Origin of the sequence: Pantoea sp. Cy-640 (genome assembly GCF_011752635.1) — a bacterium.
GTDB lineage: Bacteria > Pseudomonadota > Gammaproteobacteria > Enterobacterales > Enterobacteriaceae > Pantoea > Pantoea dispersa.
Genome location: NZ_VWXB01000001.1, coordinates 212,199 through 231,418 on the forward strand (window position 1 = coordinate 212,199; position 19,220 = coordinate 231,418).

Here is a 19,220-nt window from a genome sequence, read left to right on the forward strand (position 1 = left end):
TGAAAAGCGGCAGCGATGCCGCTTTTTTTATGCCTGCGCTTCAGCGAAGTGCTTAACGCGCCTCACACAATCTTTACGCGTAAAGGCATAGCGGTTTAGCTGCACCCGCAGCTAAAATGGCGCGATGACATGTGCCAGCGTTCCTGAGCACATTTAAACAGTCACTGACGCACATCAGAATCAGGGGTGTCAGTTCAGGGTGAGTAAATGCAGTGAAATATTACCTGAAGTTAATCGCGCTGTGCGCCGCCATTTTGCTGCTGACGGGCTGTGGCAGCATTATCAGCCGGACCGTACCCGGACAGGGGCACGGCAACCAGTATTATCCGGGCGTGCAGTGGGATGTGCGTGACGGGCCGTGGCGCGTGCTGACCATTCTCGATCTGCCGCTGTCGCTGGTGATGGACACGCTGCTACTGCCGGTTGACGCACAGCACGGCCCGTACGAGTAACTTACGCCCAGTTGTCTGACGGACTGTCGTCGTCTTCCCACTCTTCGGCCGCTGCCTCGCCTTCTTCCAGGTCGCGCGGCGGCTCCAGCTGAAATTCGCCTTCGTCCCATTCGTGCAGGGTATTTTCCGACTGCCACTCCTGGCGCAGCTCAATTTCATCGAAATTACCGTCGAACACCGCCTGCGCCGCTTCACCGCTGCAGATTGGCAGGCATTCGCCCTGGCCGTCCTCATCAGCGAAAAACTCCGCCTGCCACATAATGTCGCCATCCTGCATCACGTACTTCTGCAGCGCAAACTGGCTGACGCTGGCGTCATCCTGCTCCAGTTCAGGCTGGCTGGCGAGGAACTCTTCGCGTGCGGCTTCAATGGCTTCTTCTAACGTACTATACAGGCTCATCTGCAACTCCTTGTCAGTGCAAAAAGGGATTTCACAGAAGAATAGACGAAAATTGGCGGCTGTCAGGGCGGGAGAGAACAATGACGGGGTGGATGCGTAAAAAGTCATCCACCCGCGCCGGTTACATCATTTTTTGCGGAAAGTGCAGAACCGGTCGTACCGACTCGCGTAACACGGGTGCAGAATAACGGATGCAGCATTTAATACAGGGTTTCACCTTTTTAAAATTAATTCGTGCGGTGGCCAAAGCCTGATTTAAATTATAGAGCGTACCGATGAACACCATATCCTCCTTAACCGGCAGACGTTTACACTCCTTCCGATGCAGCAGATGGTAACCCTCCTGATCGGTACTGATCGTCACGTAGTAGTAGATACCTTTATTCATATTATGTGTCCTGAATATATTTGCTGTGTGTAATCTTTTTATATTTTTAAACGCGCAGTTAACGAACTAACTGTCAGGGTCGAAACTAACTGGATTCGATCGGGCTAACCAATTCCATAAAGATATATTAAAGATGAATTTTTAATCAAAAGAGAATATGGCGGTTAACTTTCAGACAAACACTTGTTTAATCAGTAAAATTTATTAGATAAGTAAACAAGACGGCAAGCCTGAGTAAAATTAAATAGGAAAAGGCCTGGAAGTCATCAAAATCAGATCCGCACCCGCCATATTTTACGCATATTGCCGTACAAACTCAGGCACTGAAAAGCAGCGGCGGGCGAGGGAGAACGCGTTGGCGTAGCAGCAAAAAACCGTGATTAATGCGCAAGATAGCAGCAGGCAGCGTAAAGGGTGTCGTTGATGTAAGTGTCAGCGAGTGGAAGGCATAGCAGTTCAGGCTGGGCCTTTTTTAGCGCGCCACTGCGCAGACAATCACGTGAATTAAGGCAAATGTGCGGAAAATAACGCGGGGCATTGATAATACCCCGCAACCGATTAATAGCGTGAAGGCTGCCCTTCAGGCCGGGTTTTAAAGCGGCGATGCAGCCACATATACTGCTCAGGCGCCAGCAGCACCGTCTCTTCTACCACTTTATTCATCACGATAGCGGTATCCAGTTCACTCTCCAGTGAGAATTTGTGGCGGATATCCGGCATCATTTTCAGTTCGTAGCCGCGGCCGTGCGGCAGGCGGCGTGCCAGAAACGGCACCACGCTCGGATTGGCCAGACGAATCAGCATATGCGTGCCGGTGGTGGTCGCGGCTTCCTGAACGGCAAAGAACGGGGCGAATACACTGCTGCGCGGGCCATAGTCGTGATCGGGCGCATACCAGATGATGTCGTTGTTCTTCATGGCGCGGATCATGCCTTTCAGATCTTTGCGATCCAGCATGCTTTTATTGGAACGCATGCGTCCCCAGGTTTGCAGCCAGTCCAGTAACTTGTTGTCGTTAGGGCGATACACGCCAATACCCGGGTTGTACATGCCAAACACGCGTGCACCCAGCTCCAGCGTCAGGAAGTGCATGCCAATCAGCAGGATGCCGCGCTTTTGTGCCAGCGCCTCGGTAACGTGCTCCAGGCCGCTAGTGCTGACCCATTTACGAATACGCCAGTCCGGCCAGAACCACGCCATGCCGGTCTCAATCAGCCCCATTCCCACCGATTCGAAATTGTGCTTCACCATGGCTTCGCGTTCGCTGGTCGGCATATCCGGGAAGCACAGCGCCAGATTGCGTTGCGCGACCTGAACACGACGCTTCATAAAACGCATGGCAAGGCGTCCCAGCCCGCAGCCAGTCACGTACAGCAGCGGGTAGGGCAACAGCACCAGCACATAGAGGAAACCGATGCCCAGCCAGGTCAGCCAGTAGCGTGGATGAAGGAGTTCGCGGGTAAATTGCGGAAGTTGCGTCATGGAAATATCAATGTCCTGCGTCGTGTACCAGAGAGTCCGGTTTCTGTAATTGGCCGGGATTATGCCATTTTTTCTCTCTGACTGAAATCAACCATCCATGCGTCAGCGCACGACGAACAGCATTTCTGCGCAGATATTGGCGAGCATAACGCAGAACCCCGTCGATTGCGGCTGACGGCAGGAGAATTGCACCAGAGGCTTTGCATCACGCTCAATTCAGGTATCATATGCGCGCTAAATTTCTCTGATTGCTAACAGGTGTTCACCATGCCAGTGTTACACAACCTCGTTTCCAATAAAGAGCTGAAAGAACGTATGCTGGCTGAAACCGAGCCGCGTACCACAGTCTCTTTTTATAAATACTTCCAGATTGCCGATCCACAGGCATTCCGCGACCGTCTCTATGTTGCCTTAACCCAGCTGAAGGTATTCGGCCGCGTCTACGTGGCGCAGGAAGGGATTAATGCGCAAATCAGCGTGCCGGCCAGTCGCTATGAGGCGATGAAGGCGATGCTCTATGCCTTTGACCCGGCGCTCGACAATCTGCGCATGAACATCGCGCTGGATGACGACGGCAAATCGTTCTGGGTGCTGCGCCTGAAAGTGCGCGATCGCATCGTGGCTGACGGTATTGAAGACGGTAGCTTCGACGCCAGTAACGTCGGTAACTATCTTAAAGCGGCCGAAGTCAACGCCATGCTCGACGATCCGGATGCGGTGTTTGTGGATATGCGTAACCACTACGAATACGAAGTGGGCCACTTCGACAACGCGCTGGAAGTGCCAGCCGATACGTTCCGCGATCAGCTGCCGATGGCGGTGGATATGCTGCAGGCGCAGAAAGACAAAAAAATCGTCATGTACTGTACCGGCGGCATCCGCTGTGAAAAAGCCAGTGCGTGGATGAAGCACAACGGTTTTGATGATGTTTACCACATTGAAGGGGGCATCATCGAATATACCCGTCGCGCGCGCGAGCAGGGTTTACCGGTGCGCTTCAAAGGCAAAAACTTCGTGTTTGACGAGCGCATGGGCGAGCGTATCTCTGACGATATTCTCTCCAGCTGCCACCAGTGTGGTGCGCCGTGCGACAGCCACACCAACTGCGTTAATGACGGCTGCCATCTGCTGTTTATTCAGTGCCCGAGCTGTGCGGAAAAGTATCAGAACTGCTGCAGCCCGCTGTGCATGGAAGAGTCGAAACTGGCGCCGGAAGAGCAGCGCGCGCGCCGCGCTGGCCGTGAAAATGGCAACAAAGTGTTCAATAAATCGCGCGGTTTACTCAACATGACCATGGCGATCCCCGCGCCGGACAAAAAGTAATGGCTTAACAGCCTGGCGCATTGCCCGCCAGGCTGTACTGCTGATTACTGACGCACACCTTCGACTGAAATGATCAGCTCGGCTTTTTGCGAGGCCGGACCGAGATCTTTGCTGATGTTGAACTCTTTCAGCACAATTTCGCCGCTGGCGGCAAAGCCGGCGCGATAACCGCCCCACGGATCCTTGCCTTCCCCAATCAGCTGCGCATCCAGCGTGATCGGCTTCGTTACGCCGTTGAGCGTCAGGTTGCCGGTGATCTTATAATCCTTGCCCTGTTTTTTAACCTCAGTCGAGCTGAAGCTGGCCTGCGGGAATTTGCCGGTGTTGAGGAAATCTGCGCTGCGCAAATGCTTGTCGCGCTCGGCATGGTTGGTATCGAGGCTGTTGGTATTGATGGTCACATTGACCTTGTCCGCGGCGGGATTGGCTTCATCAAAGGTAAAGCTGCCATCAAAATCTTTAAAGCTGCCGTACAGCCAGCTGTAGCCAAGATGCTGAATGCGGAACTGGACAAACGCGTGCTGACCCTCTTTATCAAACTTATACTCAGCCGCGCTGGCACTCAGGCTGGTCGAAAAGAGGGCAGCGGCGCTGAGCGCCAGCAGGGTTTTCCTGATCATATTACTTTTCCTTTTCAGAGGTTAAGGGGATGCGGTAACCGAGCATCCGTTTCAGCGTCATGTCGCGATCGACAAAATGGTGTTTCAGCGCGGCCAGGGCGTGCAGGGCAGACAACAGCACCAGAGCCCACGCCAGCCATAAATGGACCTCACCGGCGACATCGGCCTGCTCACCCGCGCCGGTAAACAGTGCCGGTACCTCAAACCAGCCAAACACTGAGACCGGCTTGCCGTCTGCGGTAGAGATCAGATAGCCGCTGATCAGCAACACCAGCAGCAGGCCATACAGCAGCCAGTGCGCAGCATGGGCGGCACGGCGTACGTGCGGCGAGTAACTGGTGAGCGGTGCCGGCGGCGGCGATATCACGCGCCAGCACAGGCGCAGCAGCAGAGCGGCAAACAGTAAGATGCCGATGCCTTTGTGAATCTCAGGGGCGCTGTGATACCAGCCGTCGTAATAGCCAAGTCCGACCATCCATAAACCCAGCGCGAACATACCGTAAATCGTCAGCGCCATCAGCCAGTGCAACGCAATGGTTAACGCACCGTAATGCCGTGGAGAATTACGCCACATAGTTAAGCCGTTATCAGGAAATAAGTGGTAATGAGAATCTACAACCTGAAATAGAAAATCAATCGTCCTTACTTTTCTATAACTTTGAATTTACGGGTTCGATATATATGGCGAAAGGCGGGTGGTGTAATTCAATAATTCTGAATAGATAAGCAAATAGCAGTTTTAGCCCTGGCGGCAATGGCTATTGCTACACCAAATGCGCCATAAACGCGGGCGGAAAGTAAATCTGTGTCAGGAAAGGTCAATAACTGCCAGTGCGATCCGCACCGGCAGCAACACGATCAGGAAAAACGCGAAAGTGAGAAGGGCGTGAGGTCAAAGGAGAACGGTTTATTCTGCGCAAATTCGCTGGCCAGTTCACCCAGCACACTGGCGAATTTAAACCCGTGGCCGCTCAGGCCGGTGATGATCAGTCGGTCAGGCTCGCCGGGCAGGGTATCGATAATAAAATCTTCATCCGGCGTGTTGTCATAGCTGCAGGCTTCACCATGCAGGCACACGCCTACGCCTGGCAGAAACTGGCGCAGGAAGCTAAAGGCTTCGTTACCGTCAGCGGCGATGCTGCCGAACGGTTTGCGGTCCGCTGGCGTCTGCATCGGCTGACCGCCATCGTGGCGTCCCACTTTCAGGGCATTATTGTCTGCCGGGAAGCCATAGAAATGGCTGCCATCCGGCATCTCTACCGTAAAGCCGGGGAACTGGTTATTTTCGCTGTAGCGCCCATCGGCCTGATACCAGGCAAACACCTTGCGCACCGGCGTAACGGGCAGATTGTCCACCAGCTGACTGACCCAGGTGCCGGCGCTGATCAGCAGCTTGCGCGCGCGGAATACGCCATCGCTGGTGGTGACCTGCTGCAGATCGCCCTCGCGGCCAATCGCGCTGACCGGGCAGTTAAACAGCTGCGCGCAGCCGGCCTGTTCCGCCAGCTGTACCCAGCTGCGCACCGCCTGTTCGCATTTCAGGAAGCCAGAGTTGGGTTCAAATACGCCTACGTAGCCGTCCGGTACGCTAAGCTGCGGCCAGCGTTTACGCACCTCATCGGCCTGTAACACCTGCACCGCTAACTGCCAGCGTTTAGCGCTGTCGATCACGTTGTGAATGAAATCCGAGCTGGCTGGCGCCAGATTAAGAATGCCACTGCGGTGCATAATGCGTTCGCCGCTCTGGCGCTCCAGCTCGTCCCACAGCGTCTGGGCGCGCAGCACCAGCGGTACGTAGCGTTCACCTTCGCCGTAAGCGTGACGAATCAGACGGGTTTCGCCGTGATGCGTCCCCTGGCTGTGGGGCGGGTGCGCGCTGTCGATCATCAGCACCGACAGGCCCGCCTGGGTCGCATAGAAACCCGCGGCAGCTCCGACGGAACCACTTCCCACCACAATCAGATCATAAACCATGACGACATCACTCCTGCAAAACGGCGATTTTTTTCAATAGCATATCAAAAGAGCGCGCCCATGAAAAAGGCACCCTGTAGGGTGCCTTTTCACGCGATGGTGATGATTAATGCTTGCGATTATCGCGTAGGTATTGCTCAGTGGACTCGATCTTTGCAATGCCAGCTTCGAGGATAGAGATAAACTGTCTGGCTACGTCAGTTGTCAGCCAGTATGTTGGGCCCACGTCAGCTTCTTCTTCTTTCTGGTCCTGCGATGATAGCGAGTGCAGGCGGATCATCATGGCGTCATAGCTGTCAACGGTGCTGATATCCCATCCCACCAGCGGATGGGTCTGGATGACGTCTTTACTTCTGTCCATTATAACCTCCTTATTACTCGTTAAACGAAGTGCTTTCGAGGTTCAATGCGTCTGTATCTTGCACTAGCGAGATAATTATAACATGGAATTAACAGTACAGTAGTTAAAAAGTGTGTTGGTTAAAAACACAGCAAAATAAAAGCAGCCAAAAGCCGGTTTTCAACGAATAAATAAACGCCTTACGCAGCTGGGTATTTATTGTCGCAGCGCAACGTGTCGTCATACCGATTATCGGCATCTCAGCATTAAAACTTTAACGGGCTGAACGCCAGGGTAAAAATCTGAAATTATCCCTGCGACTCGGCAGGCAACTGCCCTTTGCGTCGATGGATCTCGTCCGCCAGCCGGGCAAAATGCTGCTGTAACTGAGCGTCATGATTCTGGTTTTGCGCTTCGAGCGTCAGATTGTGAGCCAGCAGCTGACTGGCGCGATCGTCCAGACAGAAGGTCAGCGTAGCAAAGGCATTTTCCAGCACGGTCAAACGGCGTTGCTGTTCAGCAATGAAGGCCAGTAATTCCCCAAACGTCATCGCCTCTTCTGGTTTTTCAGTAGTCATGTGCAACACACCTCCTGTAAGCACGACGAGGCAAGAATAGGACATCGTTTAATCAGAGTCTAGCTGGCGCGGGTTTTTCTGGCGAGCGGGAAATAAAAACAAAAAAGCCGGGCGGCGGGCCCGGCAAAAACGGCACAGTGGCGGTTAATCGGTAATAAACCAGTCGTCAGCGCTTTCCCAGGTTTCCTGCAAAATATCGCTGATGCGGTCGCGTGATTCTTTACAGCCGCCAAACACGCTGAGCTGGTTACCACCGGCATAGCGCACTTTGACGTGATGATTGTCGTCGGGAAAATCGCGGGAGATACGGCGAGTGAGTTCAGCGCTCAGTGCATCCAGTGCACCGGCGGGAAGGGGCTGAGTCTTTGCTACGGTAATTTCAACACGCATAAACGCCTCCGGGATAATGTACTGGTTATTTGTACAGTATAAAATACCCGAAGGCAAGCGGCAGATGATTATTCTTTGATGCGCCAGTTAAGGGTTTCACCGGCGAGGAACGGAACCAGCGTATCGTCAGCGACCGTGATGCTCTCCTGCACCGTCCACGGCTCACGCACCAGCGTCAGGGTACCGTCGTTGAGCGGCAGGCCGTAGAAACTGGGGCCGTTCTCAGAGCAGAAGGCTTCAAAATGCTCCAGTGCGCCAAGCTCTTCAAACACGGTCAGATAAGCGGGCAGCGACGTCGGCGCATTAAATACACCGGCACAGCCGCAGCTGGCTTCTTTCAGGTGGCGCAGGTGCGGTGCCGTGTCGGTGCCCAGAAAGACACGCCGGTTGCCGCTTGCCACCAGGTTACGCAGCGCTTCCTGATGAATGTTGCGCTTCAGAATGGGCAGACAGTAGAGATGCGGGCGCACGCCGCCCACCAGCATGTGGTTGCGGTTGAACATCAGATGCTGTGGCGTAATGGTCGCGCCAAGCAGTTCGTTACCGGCGGCCACATACTCTGCAGCTTCCTTCGTGGTGATGTGTTCCATCACCACTTTCAGACCCGGGAACTGCTGGCGCAGCGGCTGCAGCACGGTTTCGATGAAACGCGCTTCACGATCAAAGATATCAATGTGCGCATCGGTGACTTCGCCGTGCACCAGCATCGGCATACCGATTTCCTGCATGCGCTCCAGCACGCTGGCAATGGAGGCAATGTTGGTGACGCCATGGCTGGAGTTGGTGGTGGCGTGTGCCGGATAGAGTTTAGCCGCTGTAAAAATCCCGCTGCGGAAGCCGCGTTCGATTTCGTCCGCATCAAGCGAATCGGTGAGGTAACAGGTCATCAGCGGCGTGAAGTGATGCTCAGCAGGCAGCGCCGCCATGATGCGTGCGCGATACGCTTCGGCAGCCGCAACGCTGGTGACCGGCGGAACCAGATTTGGCATGACAATCGCACGACCATTCACCGCGCTGGTATAGGGCAGCACTGCATTGAGCATCGCGCCATCGCGCAGGTGGATGTGCCAGTCGTCAGGGCGGCGAATCGTGATTTGCTGGGGTTGGGCTGTCATTCAAAAAGGCTCCGGCTGAGGTGAAAACGAAATGGCTCGTTTAGGCCGGGGACTAATCATAAGGGGGCGGGCAACCGTTTGCACGGGATTTTGCAGTGCGGGAGAGAAATAACCGCAGGCGCGGAAAATTGCGTAGCAGCGTGGCAGGCGCGGGCAGAATAATGCCGGCATCCTGCCACGCTATGCATGGCCGCCACTGAGAACGGCCGCTTGCAACGTTAATCGGTAAACGGAATCACCAGCTGGCCAGGCTTCACTTCCAGCCCTTTAGCCAGTTTCTTCGCCAGCGCCTCGCCTTTGCTGCGGTCGGCGCTTAGCACGTAGGCGGGTTTTTCATTGAAATAGCGCTTGAGGGATTCGTTCAGATACGGCGTAAGGGTTTTCATGATCGACGCCATCTTCTCAGGTTGCACCTGCGCGTCGACGATTTCGAGGTCCTGCAGATAGATGGCGCCCTGCTGCGCGTTATACACCGGTTGCGCTTTCATCTTCAGCTGCATTTCGGCCTGCTGCGGACCAAACAGCGAGCTGACGTTGATGTTGGCTTTACCAGACAGCGTCACTTTGCCGGGTTCTTCACGGCCAATCTGGCTGCTCAGGTCGGTCAGTACAATATGGGCATTCACCAGCCCGGACACGCCGATGTCTTTCTCGTAGTTGTTGCGCTTTTGCAGCGCCTGATTCACTTCCTGCTCGCTGATGGTGTATTGCGTCAATTGGTTACAGCCGCTGAGCAGCACGGCAAAAAACAGGGCAAACAGCCCGGGAAACGCCTTCTTCATCATTTCTTCTTCCTGGTTGATACGGCCAAACAGCCTTAAGCCTGCCTGATTCAGGGCCAGGTGTCACCAGGAGAGAGATGAGAAACGCAGCCGCGCGCTTCTCATCACAGCGCCATCAGGCCGCAATCGACGACAGCAGATTCACCTGCGTCTGTTTCGCCATATTATCGCGGTAGTCGGCGACACGGCTCGGCCATTCGATACCGGAAACCAGCGTCAGCGAGCGCAGCAGCGGAAACAGATGAATGTCATCCTCAGACAACTCGCCGTTCACCGCATTGGGTTTGACGATCAATTTATCCAGCTGGCGCAGATCATCGCTGATATTTTTGATGAAACCCGGGGCATGCTTACGCAGTTCGGCAAAGTCACCGAGGCTGGCCTGTTTCTTTTCGCGGAAGTAATCACGTGCTTCGGGGGTGGCAAATTCAGCAAAGGCGGCCTCGGCGATGCGCGGCAGCAGCAGCTTGTTGATGTAGCCATTGACCCGTCGCAGCCAGTCGGCGATGGCGGGATTTTGCTTGCCGGTCAGCAGCGGCTGGCGATCCTGATTATCGACAAAGCGCACAATATCCATGCTCTCTGGCATCGCACTGCCATCGGCTTTTTGCAGAATCGGCGCCATTTTCTGGCCAATCAGCTTTTTCGGCGTAGCTTCATCATCATTGAGCATCACAATCAGCTCAACCGGCAGGTTTTTCAGGCCAAATATCATGCGTGCTTTGACGCAGAAAGGGCAGTGATCGTAGATGTAAAGTTTCATCCCGTTTCTCCTGTGATTCTCAGGGTGACGGAGGTCACCCTTTTTCCGGACGTGCGGGAAGTATGGAAGAGAACGCCTGAACCGGCAAACTAGCTGCTGAAGATCGCCGGTGCCACCTGGCGCGGCTGGAACTGCCACCACAGCGCCAGCAGCGTGATGATACCGACGGTGCTGAGCAGCATCCACGGCAGCTCCGGCAGGGCCAGCTGCTGGCCCATATCGAACATCCAGCCGCCACCGGAGTAGCCAATCAGCCCGCCAATCGCCAGGCCGAGCCGGCTGAACCCCATGTAGCTGCCGCGTGCCCGGGCGCTGGCCAGGGAGGCACTCAGGGTTTCACGCGCCGGTTCAGCGATGATCGATCCGAGATAAAAAACGGCGATCAGCAAAAACAGCGACGGCAGCGAATCGGTCATGCCAACCGGCAGCAGGCTGAAGGTCATCAGAAACAGTCCGGCCATCAGGCGTGTTTCCAGGCGGAAGCGCTTTTCACTCCAGCGCGCCAGCGGATAGAGCAGGCTGAGTGACAGCAGCGCTTCAATCGCGTACATCCACTTCACCGCCGCCGGTGCGCCCGCCACCTGATTGACCATGACCGGCAGCATCAGCATCACCTGCACGGCGAGAATGTAATAGCCGGTCAGGGTAAAGACATACAGGCGGAAACGGCGGTCGCGCCATACGCGCTGCATTCCCTCGCGCATGGCGATACGCTCCGTAGAGATGCGCCATGCTGGCAGCCACACGGCGTTAAAGATGGCGGCGACGACAAACACCGCCGCACCGACCCAGCACACCAGACGGAAATCCCACGCCAGTAGCCAGCTGCCAATCAGCGCGCCTAGCACCGCGCCGGCGCTGTCCTGCATCATCAGCAGCGAAAAGAAGCGTCCGCGCTCGCGTGCCCGCACCAGTTTCACCACCAGCGCGCTGCGTGGCGGATCGAACAGCGTGCCGCCCAGTCCGGACAGCAGACAGGCCAGCCACAGCAGCCACGGCTGATGCGCCAGCGCCATACAGGCGAAACCGGCGGCACGCATCAGCATGCCGGTGACGATCAGCGGCCGTGCGCCAAAACGGTCTGCAATGGCCCCACCGAAGATGCCAAGCCCCTGCTGCACCAGCTGACGCAGGCCGAGCGCAATGCCCACCAGCAGCGCGGCCCAGCCAAGCTGTTCCACAAAGTGAATGGAGATCAGGGGAAACACCACAAAGAATCCCATTACCACCAGCATGTTATCGACTAACAGAAACGTTTTTCCAAGGCGTCGTGCCCGCGCAACCCGTGACATGCTGAATCCTGAGCAAGTGAGAAGGAAAAGTGACCAGTTGGTCTATTTTCTGCCTGCTCCGGCGGGAAAAATAGCGTTTTCAGGATGATATTTTTTTATCCAGCCTGAAGAGAAATTAATCCTTAATCGGAATCAATTGCCGTGAGCGATGCGCGGGGTTTTACCGCAGCCGGGGTGACGGTTATAGTGAGAAGTAACGCCGCTGGCGTACATCTTTCTTTCGTTATGGATTTCAGGAGTCATGATGTTTGGCTATCGCTCTGCTGGCCCGCGCGTGCGGCTTACCACCGATCGTCTGGTGGTGCGTTTAGTACATGAACGCGATGCCTGGCGTCTGGCGGATTACTACGCCGAAAACCGCGCCTTTCTTAAACCCTGGGAACCGGTGCGCGATGAGAGCCACTGTTATCCCTCTGGCTGGCAGGCGCGCCTGGGTTTAATTGCCGACATGCATAAACAGGGCTCCGCGTTCTATTTTGTGCTGATGGACCCGGAAGAGCATGAAGTGCGCGGCGTCGCCAACTTCAGTAATGTGCTGCGCGGATCGTTTCATGCCTGCTATCTCGGCTACTCGCTGGGAGAGAAGTGGCAGGGGCAGGGCATGATGTTTGAGGCGCTGCAGGCGGCGATTCGCTACATGCAACGCCAGCAGCGCATTCATCGCATCATGGCCAACTATATGCCGCACAATCAGCGCAGCGGTGATTTGCTGGCGCGCCTCGGCTTTGAAAAAGAGGGCTACGCCAAAGACTATTTACTGATTGATGGCCGCTGGCAGGATCATGTGCTGACGGCGCTTACCTGGCGCGAATGGAACCCGGATCGTCGCGGACAATAATAAAAGGAACACATAATGAAGATGGCTCTCTCCGCGCAGGCATTGCGCGTGATCGGCTGCCTGCTGGAGAAGCAGGTCACCACGCCGGATCAATATCCGTTATCCCTCAATGGCGTGGTCACCGCCTGTAATCAGAAATCTAACCGTGAGCCGGTAATGAACCTGAGCGAAAGCGAGGTGCAGGCTCAGCTTGATGAACTGGTGAAAAAGCATCTGGTCACCGCTAACAGCGGTTTCGGTCAGCGCGTCAGCAAATATGAACAGCGTTTCTGCAACTCAGCGTTTGGCAATCTGCAGCTGAATGCCGCCGAAGTGGCGGTGCTGACGCTGCTGTTCCTGCGCGGCGCGCAGACGCCGGGCGAACTGCGTACCCGCAGTGGTCGTCTGCATGAGTTTCAGGACATGGCCGAAGTGGAACGCACGCTGGAGGGGCTGACGACGCGCGACGACGGCCCCATGGTGGTGCGTCTGGCGCGCGAGCCGGGCAAGCGTGAAAGCCGCTATATGCATCTGTTTGGCGGCGAGGTGGCGGACGAACTACCCGCGAGCCACACCGCGTCGCCTGAACCTGACGATCTGGCCGCGCGCGTTGCTCAGCTGGAAGCGCAGGTGGCGCGCCTTGATGCTCAGCTGCAGCAACTGCTGCAGCGGGAGGCGTGAAATGACGCTGCGTATTGGTGTGGTGGGGCTTGGCGGTATCGCGCAGAAAGCCTGGCTGCCAGTGCTGGCACAGGCCAGCGGCTGGCAGCTGGTGGGCGCGTTCTCGCCCAGCCAGGCGCGGGCGCAGCCGATCTGCGACAGTTACCGTATTCCTTATTTTAGTCAGCTGGATGCGCTGGCGGCGGCCAGCGATGCGGTGTTTGTACACAGCAGCACCGCCAGCCATTTTGAGGTAGTGCAGGCGCTGCTGCTGGCCGGTAAAGATGTTTGTGTCGATAAGCCGCTGGCCGAAACGCTGCAGCAGGCCGAGACGCTGGTGGCGCTGGCGGAAAAGCGCAAACGCAAACTGATGGTGGCCTTCAACCGGCGCTTTGCACCGCGCTACCAGCAGCTGAAAGCGCAGCTGCCGGGCGCGTCCTCGCTGCGCATTGAGAAACACCGGGCAGACAGCGTCGGCCCGCACGACCTGCGCTTTACCCTGCTGGATGATTATCTGCACGTGGTCGATACCGCGCTGTGGCTGGCCGGCGGCAAGCTCAGGCTGGAGCTCGGCCATATCGACACCCATGATGACGGCGCAATGCTCTACGGTGAGCACCATTTCTCGGCCGGATCGCTGCAAATTACCACCAGTATGCATCGCCGCGCGGGCACGCAGCGTGAAGTGGTCAGCGCCATCTGCGACGGGCGTTACATCGAAATTAATGAGATGCGCGACTGGCGTGAAGAGACGCTTAGTGGCCTGCGCAGTGATGTCCCGCCGGCGTGGCAAAGTCATCTGACCCAGCGTGGCTTCAGCGGTGCGGCACACCATTTTATCCAGTGCGTGGAAAATCAGACGATGCCTGAAACCAGCGGTGAACAGGCGCTGGCGGCGCAGCGTCTGGTGGAAAAACTGTGGCGCGACGCCGTACAGGAATAATCCCTTGTAACACTCAATGCTGGTCATTTCCCACCGCAGCAGTAGACTATCGCCGGACATCGCAGGATGTCCGCGCTAAGTTGCTCATTTATCCGACACTTTTCAGGATGCGCCACTCATTATGAATTTGCTGAAATCGCTGGCTGCGGTCAGTTCGATGACCCTGTTTTCCCGCGTGCTGGGCTTTGCCCGCGACGCCATTGTGGCGCGCGTTTTCGGGGCTGGCATGGCCACCGATGCCTTTTTTGTGGCGTTCAAACTGCCCAATCTGCTGCGCCGTATTTTCGCCGAAGGCGCCTTTTCACAGGCCTTCGTGCCAATTCTTGCCGAATATAAAAGCAAGCAGGGCGAAGACGCCACGCGGGTGTTTGTTGCCTATGTATCAGGCCTGCTGACGTTGGTGCTGGCAGTGGTGACAGTGCTGGGCATGGTCGCTGCGCCCTGGGTAATCGTGGTAACGGCGCCGGGTTTTGCCGATACCGCCGACAAGTTCGCCTTAACCAGTTCGCTGCTGCGCGTCACCTTTCCTTATATTCTGCTGATCTCGCTGGCGTCGCTGGCCGGGGCGATTCTTAATACCTGGAACCGCTTCTCCGTCCCGGCGTTCGCGCCCACGCTGCTGAATATCAGCATGATTGGCTTTGCGCTGTTTGCCGCGCCGCACTTCCATCCGCCGGTGATGGCGCTGGCGTGGGCAGTGGTCGTGGGCGGGCTGCTGCAGCTGTTTTATCAACTGCCGCACCTGAAAAAGATTGGCATGCTGGTACTGCCGCGCGTCAACCTGCGCGATGCCGGCGTGTGGCGGGTGATGCGCCAGATGGGCCCGGCGATTCTCGGCGTGTCGGTGAGCCAGATCTCGCTGATCATCAATACCATTTTCGCCTCGTTTCTGGTCTCCGGCTCGGTGTCGTGGATGTACTACGCCGATCGTCTGATGGAGTTTCCCTCTGGCGTGCTGGGCGTGGCGCTCGGCACCATCCTGCTGCCGTCGCTGGCGAAGAGTTTTGCCAGCGGCAACCACGATGAATATTCCCGTCTGATGGACTGGGGCCTGCGTCTGTGCTTCCTGCTGGCGCTGCCGAGCGCGGTTGCGCTGGGCATTCTTTCCGGTCCGCTCACCGTGGCGCTGTTCCAGTACGGCAAATTTACCGCTTTTGATGCGGCGATGACCCAGCGCGCGCTGATTGCCTATTCGGTTGGGCTGATGGGGCTAATCGTGGTGAAAGTGCTGGCGCCGGGCTTCTATTCGCGTCAGGACATCAAAACGCCGGTTAAGATTGCTATCGCCACCTTGATCATGACCCAGCTGATGAACCTGGCGTTTATCGGCCCGCTGAAGCACGCCGGTCTGTCGCTGTCGATTGGTCTGGCGGCCTGCCTGAATGCGGCGCTGCTCTACTGGCAACTGCGCAAACAGCAAATCTTTCAGCCGCAGCCGGGCTGGCACGGTTTCCTGCTGCGTCTGCTGGTCGCCGTCGCGGTGATGGCTGCTGCGCTGCTGGGCATTCTGCAGGTGATGCCGGCGTGGGAAGAGGGGCAGATGTGGTGGCGGTTACTGCGGCTGGCGGCGGTGTGCGCCATTGGCGGCGGCGCTTACTTCGTGATGCTCGGTTTACTGGGCTTCCGCCCGCGCGATTTTGCCCGCCGCACGGCGGTGTGAGCGCACATTAAAAAAGGGTCGCCCGGTGTGGCGACCCTGATTCAGCGGACCTGCAGCGCGGCTGCGTTTAGCCTTTGCGGCTCAGCGTGGTCTGGCCTAAACCACGACCGTCCGGACCGTAGAACGACTGGGTCTGATGCGGTTTCAGCACCGACAGCGCCTGTTCGGTAAAGGTCATCTGATGCTGCAACAGCATGCCATTGTGCTGATTGGCGTCGCGCAGACGCTGGGTATGTTGCTGAATGCTGTGCCAGCGGCGTGCGATATCACTGTGACCACGATAAGGCGCTTTGGTACCCAGCGACAGCTCGGTTTTGCGGCGCATCTCGTCCAGATAATTCAACGTTGTCAGCAGCGCGCTTTTATCTTCTGTAATGCGCTGCAGCAGGTTGCCATTAATCCGTCCGGCAGAAAGTTGCTGCTGCTCTTCATCCATCACGACGTTAAGCGAACTCAGCACATCCTGCATTTTATCTAAGGTGGTCAGCAGATTATCCATCGGGACTATTTACCCTCTAAAAACGCCCTGGTATCGGCGATCAGCGCATCGGCGATCTTACCGGTATCCATTTTCAGTTCACCATTACGAATGGCGGTCTTCAGCTGCTCTACGCGCGCTGTGTTAATATCTTTGCTGCCCGGCTGCATCAGCTGCGCCTGAGCGGGACTCAGCGTCACTTCTGCACCATTCTGGCTGGTGCTGGCGGCCGGTGCGCTGTTCTGACGCACTTTTGCCTGGTTGTCGCTGCTGTCACGGGTTTGTACAGTGCTCACCGGTTTTAAAGGCTGCGTTCTGTCGATACTCATGGTGTGGCTCCTGTTAGGGTCAGTTGGGGATCAGCCAACTGAGTCAGCATAGGGTAATATCATTGTTGATATCTCTATCGGCAGAACAACAGCGTTCTTTAACGCTTTATAGCGATATCAGAATATTCCCATCCTCGCTGACACGACCGCTTACCACCTGGCCATTGCTCATGCGCACGCGCACCGTCTGCGCCGCGCTGGCGTTGTTTAACGCACGACCTTCACTGCTGGCATTAAAGCCGTTGCCGCTGGCAATCACCATCACATTCTGACCGGCTTTCACCCGCCACGGCTGGCGCAGCATGGTGGCCGTCACCGGCTGGCCTGGCGCAATGTCACGCAGGGCAATGGCGTCCGACAGATTGCTGCTGCTGAGCAGTGCGCGTGCCGGCAGCGTATCCAGCCGGCCACTCTCCAGGCGGAAATCACTGGCGCTGACGTTGCTGCCACGCGCCAGCTGACGATTGGCCACCAGATACTCGCCGGTGACCTGCACCTGCACCTGCAGATAGCGACGATTCTGGCCGCAGCTGGCGGCAATACTCAGATTGCCCCACTGACGACTGTTACCCGGCAGCAGCAGCTGCGGTGTGTCGCAGGCGGGCCACTGCGTCTGCGGCGTGCGGACCACCACCGTCATACCGGCGGCGTGCTGCGGATCGCGTGCCTGAAAGAACTGAGTCAGCTGCGCGCTGAGATCGGCGGCATAGCCGGGCGTCGCGAAGGCCAGCCACAGCAGAGCCAGCAGGGAAGAAGTTGTACGCATCAACGCCTCCTGTCGAAAAGATGGCACTGAGTCTACTCCGCGCACCAAAAATTCAAGGTGAAAAATAGCCACGATTTTTGCTGCTATTCAGACGATAGCCCTTGCTTTTGTCCCATTAAGCTGTCAGCTCGAAATTCTCATTCGCGGAGGAAGCATGCTCGACAAACTCGATGCCGCGCTGCGATTTGGTACTGAAGCATTAAACCTGCGGGCGCAGCGCCAGGAGATTCTGGCGTCTAACATTGCCAACGCCGATACCCCGGGCTACCAGGCGCGGGATATCGACTTTGCCAGCCAGCTGAGCAAGGTGATGCAGAACGGCCGTGCCGAAGGCAGCAGCCTGGCGCTCAATGTCACGTCATCACGTCACATTGAGGCGCAGACCAATTCACAGCCCGCACTGGATCTGCTGTACCGCATTCCCGATCAGCCTGCCGCGGATGGTAACACCGTGGATATGGATCGCGAGCGTACGCAGTTTGCGGATAACAGCCTGAAATACCAAACCGATCTCACCCTCATCAGTAGCCAGATCAAAGGCATGATGAGCGTTCTGCAGGGGCAATAATCATGGCATTGCTGAATATCTTTGATATCGCCGGTTCTGCGATGACCGCACAGTCACAGCGGCTCAACGTCAGCGCCAGTAACCTGGCCAACGCCGACAGCGTCACCGGGCCGGACGGCCAGCCGTACGTGGCGAAGCAGGTGATTTTCCAGACCGATGCCGCTCAGGGCGCGGCCACCGGCGGCGTCAAAGTGGCCGGTGTCGTGAACGACCCGACGCCCGCCAAACTGGTGTATGACCCGGGTAATCCGCTGGCTGACCAGAAAGGCTACGTCAAAATGCCTAACGTCGACGTGGTCGCCGAAACCGTTAACACCATGTCCGCGTCGCGCAGCTATCAGGCCAACGTCGAAGTGCTGAACACGGTGAAGTCAATGATGATGAAAACCCTCACCATGGGTCAGTAACGGAGACGCATTATGAGCCTTGCAGTAGGGATTAAAGACAACCTCGACCCCACGGTCCTCAGCTCCAGCAGCAGCACCGGCAGCGGCAACAGCGCGCAGGATCTGCAAAACCAGTTCCTGAACATGCTGGTGACGCAGCTAAAAAATCAGGACCCGACTAACCCGATGGACAACAGCCAGCTGACAACCCAGCTGACGCAGATCAACACCCTGAGCGGCATTGAAAAACTTAATACCACGCTGGGATCGATCTCCGGTCAGATCAGCACCAGCCAGTCGCTGCAGAGCTCAACGCTGATCGGCCATGGCGTGATGGTGAAGGGCAGCCAGGTGCTGGTCGGCAGCGGCACCAGCACGCCGTTTGGCGTGGAGCTGGGCACCGCGTCGACTGCCACCAGCGTCACCATCAAAGATGGCAACGGCAGCGTAGTGCGCTCCATCGATCTCGGCGGTCTCAGCGCCGGCGTTCACACCTTCTCGTGGGACGGCAAGATGGACGATGGCAGCGCCGCACCGGACGGCAAATATACGGTTTCACTCGCCGCCAGCAATGGCAGCACCCAACTGGTGGCACAGCCGCTGAACTACGCCTATGTCAACGGCGTCAGCACCGTGAATAACACCGCAAAACTGGATCTCGGCACCATGGGCTCCGCGACCCTCGATGAAATTCGTCAGATTCTCTGACTAACC

At 56.7% G+C, this 19,220-nt stretch carries 25 protein-coding genes; 9 read left to right on the forward strand and 16 right to left on the reverse strand.

Translation table 11 applies throughout. The features are described 5' to 3' along the window. Nucleotides 1-212: 212 nt before the first annotated feature. On the forward strand, nt 213-452 hold the full coding sequence (locus F3J36_RS00980; protein WP_166718670.1) for a YceK/YidQ family lipoprotein: 240 nt from the start codon (nt 213-215) through the stop codon (nt 450-452). 1 nt (nt 453) lies between these two features. Here the strand turns inward: F3J36_RS00980 and F3J36_RS00985 are convergent, their stop codons facing one another. The 3 genes from F3J36_RS00985 to F3J36_RS00995 form a co-directional block, all read right to left on the reverse strand. Next, nucleotides 454-852 (reverse strand): MysB family protein, encoded by a 399-nt coding sequence (locus F3J36_RS00985; protein ID WP_021506443.1) that lies wholly within the window; start codon nt 850-852, stop codon nt 454-456. Nucleotides 853-973: 121 nt separating this feature from the next. After that, on the reverse strand, nt 974-1,240 hold the full coding sequence (locus F3J36_RS00990) for a hypothetical protein (RefSeq protein ID WP_021506442.1): 267 nt from the start codon (nt 1,238-1,240) through the stop codon (nt 974-976). 558 nt (nt 1,241-1,798) lie between these two features. Next, nucleotides 1,799-2,722: a Kdo(2)-lipid IV(A) acyltransferase gene (locus F3J36_RS00995; protein WP_021506441.1), complete on the reverse strand. Its 924-nt coding sequence runs from the start codon at nt 2,720-2,722 to the stop codon at nt 1,799-1,801. A 267-nt stretch (nt 2,723-2,989) separates the two neighbouring features. Here F3J36_RS00995 and F3J36_RS01000 point away from each other — a divergent pair, with 267 nt between their 5' ends. Continuing rightward, complete coding sequence (locus tag F3J36_RS01000; RefSeq protein ID WP_021506440.1) at nt 2,990-4,045, forward strand: rhodanese-related sulfurtransferase; 1,056 nt, start codon at nt 2,990-2,992, stop codon at nt 4,043-4,045. A gap of 44 nt (nt 4,046-4,089) precedes the next feature. On the opposite strand, the gene F3J36_RS01005 is transcribed toward F3J36_RS01000, so the two are convergent. The 10 genes from F3J36_RS01005 to mdtH form a co-directional block, all read right to left on the reverse strand. Beyond that, nucleotides 4,090-4,665, reverse strand: a complete 576-nt coding sequence (locus tag F3J36_RS01005) for a YceI family protein (protein ID WP_021506439.1) — start codon at nt 4,663-4,665, stop codon at nt 4,090-4,092. A 1-nt stretch (nt 4,666) separates the two neighbouring features. After that, nucleotides 4,667-5,239 carry a cytochrome b gene (locus F3J36_RS01010; protein ID WP_141495573.1) on the reverse strand — a complete coding sequence of 191 codons (573 nt, stop codon included), beginning with the start codon at nt 5,237-5,239 and terminating at the stop codon, nt 4,667-4,669. Nucleotides 5,240-5,523: 284 nt separating this feature from the next. Beyond that, nucleotides 5,524-6,639, reverse strand: coding sequence for an N-methyl-L-tryptophan oxidase (gene solA / locus F3J36_RS01015; RefSeq protein ID WP_166718671.1), 1,116 nt, complete (start codon nt 6,637-6,639; stop codon nt 5,524-5,526). A 106-nt stretch (nt 6,640-6,745) separates the two neighbouring features. Then, nucleotides 6,746-7,000, reverse strand: a complete 255-nt coding sequence (bssS, locus tag F3J36_RS01020) for a biofilm formation regulator BssS (RefSeq protein ID WP_021506436.1) — start codon at nt 6,998-7,000, stop codon at nt 6,746-6,748. Nucleotides 7,001-7,287: 287 nt separating this feature from the next. Then, complete coding sequence (locus tag F3J36_RS01025) at nt 7,288-7,557, reverse strand: hypothetical protein (RefSeq protein ID WP_010617279.1); 270 nt, start codon at nt 7,555-7,557, stop codon at nt 7,288-7,290. Nucleotides 7,558-7,701: 144 nt separating this feature from the next. Continuing rightward, on the reverse strand, nt 7,702-7,947 hold the full coding sequence (gene dinI / locus F3J36_RS01030) for a DNA damage-inducible protein I (RefSeq protein WP_021506435.1): 246 nt from the start codon (nt 7,945-7,947) through the stop codon (nt 7,702-7,704). 68 nt (nt 7,948-8,015) lie between these two features. Then, the gene (gene pyrC / locus F3J36_RS01035) at nt 8,016-9,062 is read right to left on the reverse strand and encodes a dihydroorotase (protein ID WP_166718672.1); all 1,047 of its coding nucleotides are present in this window, start codon (nt 9,060-9,062) and stop codon (nt 8,016-8,018) included. A gap of 218 nt (nt 9,063-9,280) precedes the next feature. Beyond that, on the reverse strand, nt 9,281-9,844 hold the full coding sequence (locus F3J36_RS01040; RefSeq protein ID WP_021506433.1) for a lipoprotein: 564 nt from the start codon (nt 9,842-9,844) through the stop codon (nt 9,281-9,283). Nucleotides 9,845-9,959: 115 nt separating this feature from the next. Then, a complete protein-coding gene (gene grxB, locus F3J36_RS01045; RefSeq protein ID WP_021506432.1) occupies nt 9,960-10,607 on the reverse strand; it encodes a glutaredoxin 2 in 648 nt (215 codons plus the stop codon). 89 nt (nt 10,608-10,696) lie between these two features. Continuing rightward, on the reverse strand, nt 10,697-11,899 hold the full coding sequence (mdtH, locus tag F3J36_RS01050; RefSeq protein WP_021506431.1) for a multidrug efflux MFS transporter MdtH: 1,203 nt from the start codon (nt 11,897-11,899) through the stop codon (nt 10,697-10,699). A 244-nt stretch (nt 11,900-12,143) separates the two neighbouring features. Here mdtH and rimJ point away from each other — a divergent pair, with 244 nt between their 5' ends. The 4 genes from rimJ (at nt 12,144) to murJ (ending at nt 15,979) form a co-directional block, all read left to right on the forward strand. After that, nucleotides 12,144-12,737 carry a ribosomal protein S5-alanine N-acetyltransferase gene (gene rimJ, locus F3J36_RS01055; RefSeq protein WP_021506430.1) on the forward strand — a complete coding sequence of 198 codons (594 nt, stop codon included), beginning with the start codon at nt 12,144-12,146 and terminating at the stop codon, nt 12,735-12,737. 15 nt (nt 12,738-12,752) lie between these two features. Then, the gene (locus F3J36_RS01060; RefSeq protein ID WP_010617273.1) at nt 12,753-13,397 is read left to right on the forward strand and encodes a DUF480 domain-containing protein; all 645 of its coding nucleotides are present in this window, start codon (nt 12,753-12,755) and stop codon (nt 13,395-13,397) included. A gap of 1 nt (nt 13,398) precedes the next feature. Beyond that, a complete protein-coding gene (locus F3J36_RS01065) occupies nt 13,399-14,319 on the forward strand; it encodes a Gfo/Idh/MocA family protein (RefSeq protein WP_088516464.1) in 921 nt (306 codons plus the stop codon). Nucleotides 14,320-14,440: 121 nt separating this feature from the next. After that, nucleotides 14,441-15,979: a murein biosynthesis integral membrane protein MurJ gene (gene murJ, locus F3J36_RS01070; RefSeq protein ID WP_058759461.1), complete on the forward strand. Its 1,539-nt coding sequence runs from the start codon at nt 14,441-14,443 to the stop codon at nt 15,977-15,979. A gap of 67 nt (nt 15,980-16,046) precedes the next feature. On the opposite strand, the gene flgN is transcribed toward murJ, so the two are convergent. From flgN to flgA, 3 genes are all read right to left on the reverse strand, one after another. Then, nucleotides 16,047-16,478 carry a flagellar export chaperone FlgN gene (flgN, locus tag F3J36_RS01075; RefSeq protein ID WP_058769621.1) on the reverse strand — a complete coding sequence of 144 codons (432 nt, stop codon included), beginning with the start codon at nt 16,476-16,478 and terminating at the stop codon, nt 16,047-16,049. Nucleotides 16,479-16,483: 5 nt separating this feature from the next. After that, nucleotides 16,484-16,786: a flagellar biosynthesis anti-sigma factor FlgM gene (flgM, locus tag F3J36_RS01080; RefSeq protein WP_058775421.1), complete on the reverse strand. Its 303-nt coding sequence runs from the start codon at nt 16,784-16,786 to the stop codon at nt 16,484-16,486. Between the two features lie 106 nt (nt 16,787-16,892). After that, the gene (gene flgA / locus F3J36_RS01085) at nt 16,893-17,552 is read right to left on the reverse strand and encodes a flagellar basal body P-ring formation chaperone FlgA (RefSeq protein ID WP_166718673.1); all 660 of its coding nucleotides are present in this window, start codon (nt 17,550-17,552) and stop codon (nt 16,893-16,895) included. A 154-nt stretch (nt 17,553-17,706) separates the two neighbouring features. Here flgA and flgB point away from each other — a divergent pair, with 154 nt between their 5' ends. From flgB to flgD, 3 genes are read left to right on the forward strand one after another with little or no spacing between them, the layout of a single operon-like run. After that, nucleotides 17,707-18,120, forward strand: coding sequence for a flagellar basal body rod protein FlgB (flgB, locus tag F3J36_RS01090; protein WP_021506423.1), 414 nt, complete (start codon nt 17,707-17,709; stop codon nt 18,118-18,120). Nucleotides 18,121-18,122: 2 nt separating this feature from the next. Further along, entirely contained in the window at nt 18,123-18,527 is a 405-nt protein-coding gene (gene flgC / locus F3J36_RS01095; protein ID WP_021506422.1) for a flagellar basal body rod protein FlgC, read from the forward strand. Between the two features lie 12 nt (nt 18,528-18,539). Beyond that, entirely contained in the window at nt 18,540-19,214 is a 675-nt protein-coding gene (gene flgD, locus F3J36_RS01100; RefSeq protein WP_021506421.1) for a flagellar hook assembly protein FlgD, read from the forward strand. Nucleotides 19,215-19,220 lie beyond the last annotated feature (6 nt).

What these genes read in the sequence shown, in the direction of transcription:
- flgA (WP_166718673.1), bottom strand. Translation starts at nt 17,552, where the DNA reads ATGCGTACAACTTCTTCCCTGCTGGCTCTGCTGTGGCTGGCCTTCGCG.
- solA (WP_166718671.1), bottom strand. Translation starts at nt 6,639, where the DNA reads ATGGTTTATGATCTGATTGTGGTGGGAAGTGGTTCCGTCGGAGCTGCC.
- dinI (WP_021506435.1), bottom strand. Translation starts at nt 7,947, where the DNA reads ATGCGTGTTGAAATTACCGTAGCAAAGACTCAGCCCCTTCCCGCCGGT.
- F3J36_RS01010 (WP_141495573.1), bottom strand. Translation starts at nt 5,239, where the DNA reads ATGTGGCGTAATTCTCCACGGCATTACGGTGCGTTAACCATTGCGTTG.
- bssS (WP_021506436.1), bottom strand. Translation starts at nt 7,000, where the DNA reads ATGGACAGAAGTAAAGACGTCATCCAGACCCATCCGCTGGTGGGATGG.
- F3J36_RS01065 (WP_088516464.1), top strand. Translation starts at nt 13,399, where the DNA reads ATGACGCTGCGTATTGGTGTGGTGGGGCTTGGCGGTATCGCGCAGAAA.
- flgB (WP_021506423.1), top strand. Translation starts at nt 17,707, where the DNA reads ATGCTCGACAAACTCGATGCCGCGCTGCGATTTGGTACTGAAGCATTA.
- F3J36_RS01005 (WP_021506439.1), bottom strand. Translation starts at nt 4,665, where the DNA reads ATGATCAGGAAAACCCTGCTGGCGCTCAGCGCCGCTGCCCTCTTTTCG.
- rimJ (WP_021506430.1), top strand. Translation starts at nt 12,144, where the DNA reads ATGTTTGGCTATCGCTCTGCTGGCCCGCGCGTGCGGCTTACCACCGAT.
- F3J36_RS01040 (WP_021506433.1), bottom strand. Translation starts at nt 9,844, where the DNA reads ATGAAGAAGGCGTTTCCCGGGCTGTTTGCCCTGTTTTTTGCCGTGCTG.
- flgN (WP_058769621.1), bottom strand. Translation starts at nt 16,478, where the DNA reads ATGGATAATCTGCTGACCACCTTAGATAAAATGCAGGATGTGCTGAGT.
- flgC (WP_021506422.1), top strand. Translation starts at nt 18,123, where the DNA reads ATGGCATTGCTGAATATCTTTGATATCGCCGGTTCTGCGATGACCGCA.
- F3J36_RS01060 (WP_010617273.1), top strand. Translation starts at nt 12,753, where the DNA reads ATGAAGATGGCTCTCTCCGCGCAGGCATTGCGCGTGATCGGCTGCCTG.
- grxB (WP_021506432.1), bottom strand. Translation starts at nt 10,607, where the DNA reads ATGAAACTTTACATCTACGATCACTGCCCTTTCTGCGTCAAAGCACGC.
- pyrC (WP_166718672.1), bottom strand. Translation starts at nt 9,062, where the DNA reads ATGACAGCCCAACCCCAGCAAATCACGATTCGCCGCCCTGACGACTGG.
- mdtH (WP_021506431.1), bottom strand. Translation starts at nt 11,899, where the DNA reads ATGTCACGGGTTGCGCGGGCACGACGCCTTGGAAAAACGTTTCTGTTA.
- F3J36_RS00985 (WP_021506443.1), bottom strand. Translation starts at nt 852, where the DNA reads ATGAGCCTGTATAGTACGTTAGAAGAAGCCATTGAAGCCGCACGCGAA.
- murJ (WP_058759461.1), top strand. Translation starts at nt 14,441, where the DNA reads ATGAATTTGCTGAAATCGCTGGCTGCGGTCAGTTCGATGACCCTGTTT.
- flgD (WP_021506421.1), top strand. Translation starts at nt 18,540, where the DNA reads ATGAGCCTTGCAGTAGGGATTAAAGACAACCTCGACCCCACGGTCCTC.
- flgM (WP_058775421.1), bottom strand. Translation starts at nt 16,786, where the DNA reads ATGAGTATCGACAGAACGCAGCCTTTAAAACCGGTGAGCACTGTACAA.
- F3J36_RS00990 (WP_021506442.1), bottom strand. Translation starts at nt 1,240, where the DNA reads ATGAATAAAGGTATCTACTACTACGTGACGATCAGTACCGATCAGGAG.
- F3J36_RS00995 (WP_021506441.1), bottom strand. Translation starts at nt 2,722, where the DNA reads ATGACGCAACTTCCGCAATTTACCCGCGAACTCCTTCATCCACGCTAC.
- F3J36_RS01000 (WP_021506440.1), top strand. Translation starts at nt 2,990, where the DNA reads ATGCCAGTGTTACACAACCTCGTTTCCAATAAAGAGCTGAAAGAACGT.
- F3J36_RS01025 (WP_010617279.1), bottom strand. Translation starts at nt 7,557, where the DNA reads ATGACTACTGAAAAACCAGAAGAGGCGATGACGTTTGGGGAATTACTG.